Genomic DNA, 7490 nt, shown 5'->3' on the forward strand with positions numbered 1-7490 from the left:
CGGGGGCCGCGCCCTCTTCGACGCGGCCGCCGCCCGGCCCGTCCCGATCCCCTTCCACGGCGAGCTGGGCTCCCTGAACCCGGTCGTGGTCACCGAGGCCGCCGCCGCCGAGCGCGGCGAGGCGATCGGCGCCGGGCTGGCCGGTTCGATGACGCTGGGCGTCGGCCAGTTCTGCGTGAAGCCGGGCCTCGTCCTCGCGCCGGCCGGCGCGGCCGGCGACGCGCTGGTCAAGTCGCTGACGGACGCCGTCAGCGACACCGACGCCGGCGTCCTGCTCGACCACCGCATGCGCGACAACTTCGTCGCCGGGGTCGCCGAGCGCGCCCAGCTCCCCGACGTCGAGTCCCCGGTGACGCCGGGCGCGGGCGGCGAGCACACGGTCAGCGCGGGGTTCCTCACCGTTCCGGCGAGCCGGCTGGCCGAGGAGGGGGAGCACGACCTGCTGCTCGAGGAGTGCTTCGGGCCGGTCACCGTCGTGGCCCGCTACGAGGACGAGGCCGAGGTGCGGGGCGTGCTGTCGCGGCTGCCGGGCAACCTCACGGCGACCGTGCAGCTCTCCGCCGAAGAGGCGGCCGGGGAGGGCCGCGGGGCGGAGATCCTGGCGGAGCTCACGCCGCTGGCGGGGCGCGTGCTGGTGAACGGCTGGCCGACGGGGGTCGCCGTGGCGCCGGCCCAGCACCACGGGGGGCCGTACCCGGCGACGACCTCCACGTCCACGTCGGTGGGCGGCACGGCCATCGAGCGGTGGCTGCGGCCGGTCGTGTACCAGGGGACGCCCGAGGCCCTGCTGCCGGCCGAGCTGCGGGACTCCAACCCGTTGGGGCTGCCCCGGCGGTTCAACGGGGTGCTCGAGCGATAGCGCTTCGAGGGCACGTCGCAGGGGCGCGGTCGTGTGCCGGCCGCGGCGCCGTCGTGGGTGGTCGCGCCCCGCGGCGGAGCCGCCGGCCGGTACGGTCCCGCGCCCCTGACCCATCCCCACCGGAGATAATCGGTTCATGGACATGAAGCTTCCCGAACTGCCCTTCCCCCTCCGTACATACGGCCCCGACGGGCACTGGTCCCATGAGGACGGGGTGCTGACCGGGTGGGCCGGACCCCGGCAGGACCGTTTCGTGCCGCCCACCGGCGAGGCGCTGGAGCCGGCCTCCGACGCGCCGCGTCTGCTGGGCGCGCCCGAGGGGGACTTCCAGCTGATCGCACGGGTCACCGTCGGGTTCGCCGGGGCCTTCGACGCGGGCGTCCTCTATGTCCACGTGGGAGAGCGGGCGTGGGCCAAGCTCTGCCTGGAGTACTCGCCGGACGTGCCCACCGTCTGCACGGTGGTGACCCGGGGGCACTCCGACGACGTCAACTCCTTCACCGTCGAAGGCAGTTCCGTCTGGCTCCGGGTGAGCCGCACCGGGCGTGCCTTCGCCTTCCACGCCTCCCGTGACGGTGAGCGCTGGACCTTCGTCCGGCTCTTCACCCTCGGCGACGAGGAGGAGACCGGGGCCGCGCTGGTCGGCTTCATGACCCAGTCGCCGATGGGGGAGGGCTGCGTGGTGACGTACGACCACATCGAGTACCGGCCCCACTGGCCGAGTGACCTGCGGGACGGAAGCTGAGGGAGGGGAATGAAGGCGGCTCGTTGAATGTTCACGTAGCCGCCGGAGGGAGTCTCCGTACCCGCACGACCTGGAGTGCCGATCACGATGCGCGTCGAAATCTGGTCCGATATCGCCTGCCCCTGGTGCTATGTCGGAAAGGCCCGCTTCGAGAAGGCGCTGGCCGCCTTCCCGCACCGGGAGCAGGTCGAGGTCGTGCACCGTTCCTTCGAGCTGGACCCGGGCCGGGCCAAGGACGACATCCAGCCGGTGCTCTCGATGCTCACCAAGAAGTACGGCATGAGCGAGGCGCAGGCCGAGGCCGGTGAGGACAACCTGGGTGCCCAGGCCGCCGCCGAGGGACTGCCCTACCGCACCCGGGGCCGCGACCACGGCAGCACCTTCGACATGCACCGCCTGCTGCACTTCGCCCGTGCGCAGGGCCGCCAGGTGGAGCTGCTCGACCTGCTGTACAGGGCGAACTTCGCCGAGGAGCGGTCCGTCTTCAACGACGACGAACGGCTCGTCGAGCTCGCCGGCGCCGCCGGACTCGACACCGGCGCGGTGCGCGAGGTCCTCGCCGACCCGAAGGCGTACGCCGACGAGGTGCGCGCCGACGAGCGGGAGGCGGCGGAGCTCGGCGCGAACGGTGTGCCGTTCTTCGTGCTGGACCGCACGTACGGCGTCTCCGGCGCCCAGCCCACCGAGGTGTTCACCCAGGCGCTGACCCGGGCCTGGGGTGATCGTCCGCCGCTGACCCTGGTCGACGGCGACGCCGAGGCCTGTGGCCCGGACGGATGCGCGGTGCCGCAGCAGTAGAACGCGCAGGTCGGCGCGTACGCATAAGGCTTCCTTTGCGATATCGCGCAGAATTCGGCAATGGACGGGGAGATCCCGGGGCCGCACAGTGGTCCCATGGAGACCTTCGAGAACCTCGTCCGTGCCGAGTTCGCCCCGAAGAACACCTACCTGAACACCGCGAGCAACGCCCTCCTGCCCGCCCGTACCGTGGCCGCGCTCCAGGACGCCGTACGGCTGCGCGCGGAGGGCCGCGCGCTGGACCCGCTCTTCGCCGACGTCGAGGCCTGCCGTGCCGCGTACGCCCGGCTGGCCGGCGTCCCGGCCGAGCGGGTGGCGGCCGGGGCCACGGTCGCGCTGTACACCTCGCTGGTCGCGGCCTCCCTGCCGCCGGGCGCCGAAGTCCTCACGGCGGAGGGCGACTTCAGCTCCGTACTGAACCCCTTCCACGCCCGCGGCGACCTCAAGGTGAGGGCCGTGCCGCTGGAGCGGCTCGCCGAATCCGTCCGGCCGGGCACCGCACTGGTCGCGGTCAGCGCCGTACAGTCCGCCGACGGCCGGATCACCGATCTCGCCGTGCTGCGCGAGGCGGCCCGCGGCCACGGGGCGCGGACCTACGTCGACTTCTCCCAGGCGGCCGGCTGGCTCCCGATGGCGGCCGACGACTGCGACTACGGCGTCTCCATCACCTTCAAGTGGCTGCTCGGCCCGCACGGCGCGGCCTTCCTCGTCGTCCCCGAGGACTTCGGCGACCTGACACCGGTGCAGGCGGGCTGGGTCGCGGGGGAGAACCCCTGGGAGAGCTGCTACGGCCCCGTCCCCGAACTCGCCCGTTCCGCCCGGCGGTTCGACTCCAGCCCCGCCCTGTTCGACTACGCGGGGCTGCGCGCGTCCCTCGAACTCGTCGAGGAGCTGGGGGTGGACACCGTCCGCGCCCACGACCTGGCCCTCGCCGACCGCTTCCGCGCGGGGCTCGCCACCCTGGGCCGCACACCCGTGCCCTCACCCGGTTCACCGATCGTGTCCGTGCCCGGACTCGGTTGCCTCCAGCCGGAGTTGGCCGAGGCGGGCATCGCGGTGTCGAACCGCGCGGGCAATCTGCGGGCGTCCTTCCACCTCTACAACACGGCCGCCGACGTGGACCGGCTGCTGGACGCGCTGTCCGGCTGACCACGGGCGGCCACGGCAGCGGGCCGGTGCCTCCCTGTCCCACACGAGGAGGCCCGGCCCGCAGTCCTGTGGCGCGGCTGCTTCACCGCCGTGGCGCCTGCTTCACCGCCGTGGCGCCTGCTTCACCGGAGTGAAGTCCCGGGCGCCGATGCTGTGACGTCCGGGGGCGACCCCCGGACCCCCGGCCGGGTCGGGTTCAGCGGACCGGAGTGAAGTCCCGGGCGCCGATGCTGTGACGTCCGGGGGCGACCCCCGGACCCCCGGCCGGGTTCGGTTCAGCGGACCGGGGTGAAGTCCCGGGCACCGATGAACTCGGGCCGCCGGATCGGTGCCGCGAACGGCTCGACCGCCGCGTTCTCCACGCTGTTGAACACGATGAACACGTTGCTGCGCGGGAACGGCGTGATGTTGTCGCCGGAGCCGTGCATGGCGTTGCAGTCGAACCAGGTCGCCGAGCCGGCCTTGCCGGTGAACAGCTTGATGCCGTACTCCGACGCCATCTTCGTCAGCGCCTCGTCGGACGGCGTCCCCGCGTCCTGCATCTGCAGGGACTTCTTGTAGTTGTCCTTCGGCGTGGCCCCCGCGCATCCGAGGAACGTCTTGTGCGACCCCGGCATGATCATGAGACCGCCGTTGGTGTCGTAGTTCTCGGTGAGCGCGATCGAGACCGAGATGGTGCGCATGTTCGGCAGGCCGTCCTCGGCGTGCCAGGTCTCGAAGTCCGAGTGCCAGTAGAAGCCGCTGGCGCCGAAGCCGGGCTTGACGTTGATCCGCGACTGGTGGACGTAGACGTCCGAGCCGAGGATCTGCCGGGCGCGCCCGACCACCCGCTCGTCGCGCACCAGCTTCGCGAAGACCTCGCTGATCTTGTGCACCTCGAAGACGGACCGGATCTCCTTGGACTTCGGCTCCACGATGGAGCGTTCGTCCGCGCGGATCGCCGGGTCGGTGGTGAGCCGCTCCAGCTCGCGCTGGTACTCGCCGACCTCGTCCGGCCCGATGAGCTGGTCGATGGCGAGGAAGCCGTCGCGGTCCAGGGCCTGCAGGTCACCGGCGGAGACGGGACCGGGCGTGTCCGGGGAGCCCCAGACGACCGGGTCCTGGCGGGGAGTCGCCACCTCGGTGGCGCCGCGGGTGGGGTAGAGATCGGTGACGTGCGTGGTCGTGGTCACGGTGACTCACACCTCCTCGGTGAGCAGCGGGTAGACGCCGTTCTCGTCGTGGTCCTCCCGTCCGGTGACGGGCGGGTTGAAGACACAGATGCAGTGGAAGTCCTCCTTGACCTTGAGCGTGTGCCGCTCGTGGCCGTTGAGGAGGTACATGGTGCCGGGCGTGATGGTGTACGTCTGCCCGGTCTCGCGGTCGGTCAGTTCGGCCTCGCCCTTGGTGCAGACGACGGCCTCGATGTGGTTCGCGTACCACATCGACGTCTCCGTACCCGCGTACAGGATCGTCTCGTGCAGGGAGAAGCCGACCTTCTCCTTGGCGAGGACGATGCGCTTGCTCTCCCATGTGCCGGACGCCGACTTCACGTGCCGGTCGGTGCCTTCGAGCTCCTTGAACGAACGGACGATCACGGTGTTGCGATGCCTCCTCGGCTCGGATGTGTGTTTCAGGCGGTTTCCCGGACGGCGCGGGCGAGGGTCCTGAGGCCCTCGTCCAGCTCGTCCGGGGTGATGGTCAGGGACGGCAGCAGCTTGACGACCTCGCTCTCGGGGCCGGACGTCTCGATGAGCAGCCCGAGCTCGAAGGCGCGCTTGGCGATGCGGCCCGCGCGCTCCTTGTCGTGGAACTCCATGCCCCACACCAGGCCGCGGCCGCGGTACTCCTTGACGTCGGCGAGGTTCTCCTCGGTGATGGCGATCAGCGCCTGCTCGACCTGCTCGCCGCGCGCACGGGTCTGCTTCTCCATCGCGGAGCCGTCGGCCCAGTACGCCTCCAGGGCCGCGGTGGCCGTGACGAAGGCGGGGTTGTTGCCGCGGAAGGTGCCGTTGTGCTCGCCCGGCTCCCAGACGTCCAGTTCGGGCTTGAACAGGGTCAGCGCCATCGGCAGGCCGTAGCCGCTGATCGACTTGGAGACGGTGACGATGTCGGGCGTGATGCCGGCCTCCTCGAAGGAGAAGAAGGCACCGGTACGGCCGCAGCCCATCTGGATGTCGTCGACGATGAGCAGCATGTCCTGGCGCTCGCACAGCTCGGCCAGGGCGCGCAGCCACTCGGGCCGGGCGACGTTGATGCCGCCCTCGCCCTGCACGGTCTCGACGATCACGGCGGCGGGCTTGTTGAGGCCGGACCCCTGGTCCTCCAGGAGCCGCTCGAACCACAGGAAGTCCGGGACCTTGCCGTCGAAGTAGTTGTCGAACGGCATCGGCGTGCCGTGCACCAGCGGGATGCCGGCGCCGGCCCGCTTGAAGGCGTTGCCGGTCACGGCGAGCGAGCCCAGCGACATGCCGTGGAAGGCGTTGGTGAACGACACGATCGCCTCGCGCCCCTTCACCTTCCGGGCCAGCTTCAGCGCGGACTCCACGGCGTTGGTGCCCGTCGGGCCCGGGAACATGACCTTGTACGGCAGGTCGCGCGGGCGCAGGACGTAGTTCTGGAAGGACTCCAGGAAGGCGCGCTTGGCCGTCGTCGACATGTCGAGGCCGTGCGTGACGCCGTCCCGCTCCAGGTAGTCGATCAGGGCCCGTTTCAGCACGGGGTTGTTGTGCCCGTAGTTGAGTGAGCCGGCTCCGGCGAAGAAGTCGAGGTACTCGTGGCCGTCCTCGTCGTACATGCGGCTGCCGTGCGCACGGTCGAAGACGGCGGGCCAGCCGCGGCAGTAGCTGCGTACCTCGGACTCGAGGGTCTCGAAGACACTGAGGTCGGGCTGGGTGATGGTCACGACGAATCGCTCCTCGGTGGCGTGGGAGGTCAGAGGGAGTCGGAAGAAGTCGGAAGGTCGGGGGCCGGGCCGCCCGGTCAGCGCGGTCAGCGCGTGAGCGGCCCGATGCGGTACAGCACCTCGGGGTCGTGCGGCCCGTCGGGGAACTGGCCGGCGTCGAACAGCACCTCGCGTTCCAGCAGGGCGCCGTGACGCTCCGCGAACGCGGTGAACAGGCGCTCGGAGGCGGTGTTCCCCGGGGCGATGGTGGTCTCCACGGTGTCCACCGCGTGCTCCTCGGCGGTCCGGGCGGCCAGTGCGTCGAGCATCGCCGCGGCGAGGCCGCGGCCGCGGTACGACGCGTCGACCGCGACCTGCCAGACGAGCAGGGTGCGCGGGCTGTCCGGCCGCAGGTATCCGCTGATGAAGCCGATCGGCTCTCCGTGCTCGTCGCGGGCGACGGCCGAGGTGGCGGCGAAGTCACGGCACCACAGCAGATAGCTGTACGACGAGTTCAGGTCGAGGACCTTCGAGTCCCTGGCTATCCGCCACAGCACGGCTCCGTCCGCCACGGTGGGGCGGTCGATTTGCAGGTCTGCTTGTGCGGCAGTCATGTGAATTCAACTTACCCAGGTAAATTCAAAATTGCATCGCCTGTCGGGGTTACGCGCCAACTTGATCTGTGTTATCGCGCGTGCGGGTGTGGTCGCGCGAGGGCCCGGCGATATGTCCTGGTATGCGGGGTGCGTATGGAGCAAATCGGGCGCGATGTGGAACCGGTCACAACTGTGTAACTCCCGTGACGGTGCCTGGAAAGCTCGCGAAATCGTGTCGTTTAGGTTCGGGGAAACCGGGCAGAAGAAGACGGGAAGCTGTTCCGCGAGTTAATCGGGAAATAAGCGAAAGAATGCCTGGGGAGAATCTGTGCGAGGGATTCCGGTAATTCCACGGAATTCACGATCCGGTTACTTTGCCGATACGCCCCCGCGGGAGGCCGCCGCGCCGCGCGCGCTCCTCGACCGGGCGGACGAGCCCCCGACGCGCGCGGACCTCCGCCCCGGCGGCCGGTCCCCCGG

Annotated in this window: 8 protein-coding genes; 4 read left to right on the plus strand and 4 right to left on the minus strand. The window is 70.6% G+C overall.

Features of this window, described 5'->3' with window-relative positions; genetic code table 11:
* The 4 genes from B7767_RS43295 to B7767_RS43310 form a co-directional block, all read left to right on the plus strand.
* A partial coding sequence (locus B7767_RS43295; RefSeq protein WP_143653032.1) for an aldehyde dehydrogenase family protein occupies window positions 1-859 on the plus strand: 859 nt, incomplete at its 5' end.
* Between the two features lie 136 nt (window positions 860-995).
* Window positions 996-1604 carry a DUF1349 domain-containing protein gene (locus B7767_RS43300; protein WP_085576557.1) on the plus strand — a complete coding sequence of 203 codons (609 nt, stop codon included), beginning with the start codon at window positions 996-998 and terminating at the stop codon, window positions 1602-1604.
* A gap of 87 nt (window positions 1605-1691) precedes the next feature.
* Entirely contained in the window at window positions 1692-2402 is a 711-nt protein-coding gene (locus B7767_RS43305; RefSeq protein ID WP_085576562.1) for a DsbA family oxidoreductase, read from the plus strand.
* A gap of 96 nt (window positions 2403-2498) precedes the next feature.
* A complete protein-coding gene (locus B7767_RS43310; RefSeq protein ID WP_085576558.1) occupies window positions 2499-3551 on the plus strand; it encodes an aminotransferase class V-fold PLP-dependent enzyme in 1053 nt (350 codons plus the stop codon).
* 275 nt (window positions 3552-3826) lie between these two features.
* On the opposite strand, the gene thpD is transcribed toward B7767_RS43310, so the two are convergent.
* The 4 genes from thpD to ectA form a co-directional block, all read right to left on the minus strand.
* Entirely contained in the window at window positions 3827-4723 is an 897-nt protein-coding gene (thpD, locus tag B7767_RS43315) for an ectoine hydroxylase (protein ID WP_085576559.1), read from the minus strand.
* Between the two features lie 6 nt (window positions 4724-4729).
* On the minus strand, window positions 4730-5128 hold the full coding sequence (locus B7767_RS43320) for an ectoine synthase (RefSeq protein WP_073937525.1): 399 nt from the start codon (window positions 5126-5128) through the stop codon (window positions 4730-4732).
* Between the two features lie 35 nt (window positions 5129-5163).
* Window positions 5164-6435 (minus strand): diaminobutyrate--2-oxoglutarate transaminase, encoded by a 1272-nt coding sequence (gene ectB, locus B7767_RS43325; protein ID WP_085576560.1) that lies wholly within the window; start codon window positions 6433-6435, stop codon window positions 5164-5166.
* Between the two features lie 86 nt (window positions 6436-6521).
* On the minus strand, window positions 6522-7028 hold the full coding sequence (ectA, locus tag B7767_RS43330) for a diaminobutyrate acetyltransferase (protein ID WP_085576561.1): 507 nt from the start codon (window positions 7026-7028) through the stop codon (window positions 6522-6524).
* Window positions 7029-7490 lie beyond the last annotated feature (462 nt).

Origin of the sequence: Streptomyces sp. 13-12-16 (assembly GCF_002114215.1) — a bacterium.
Classification (GTDB): Bacteria; Actinomycetota; Actinomycetes; order Streptomycetales; family Streptomycetaceae; genus Streptomyces.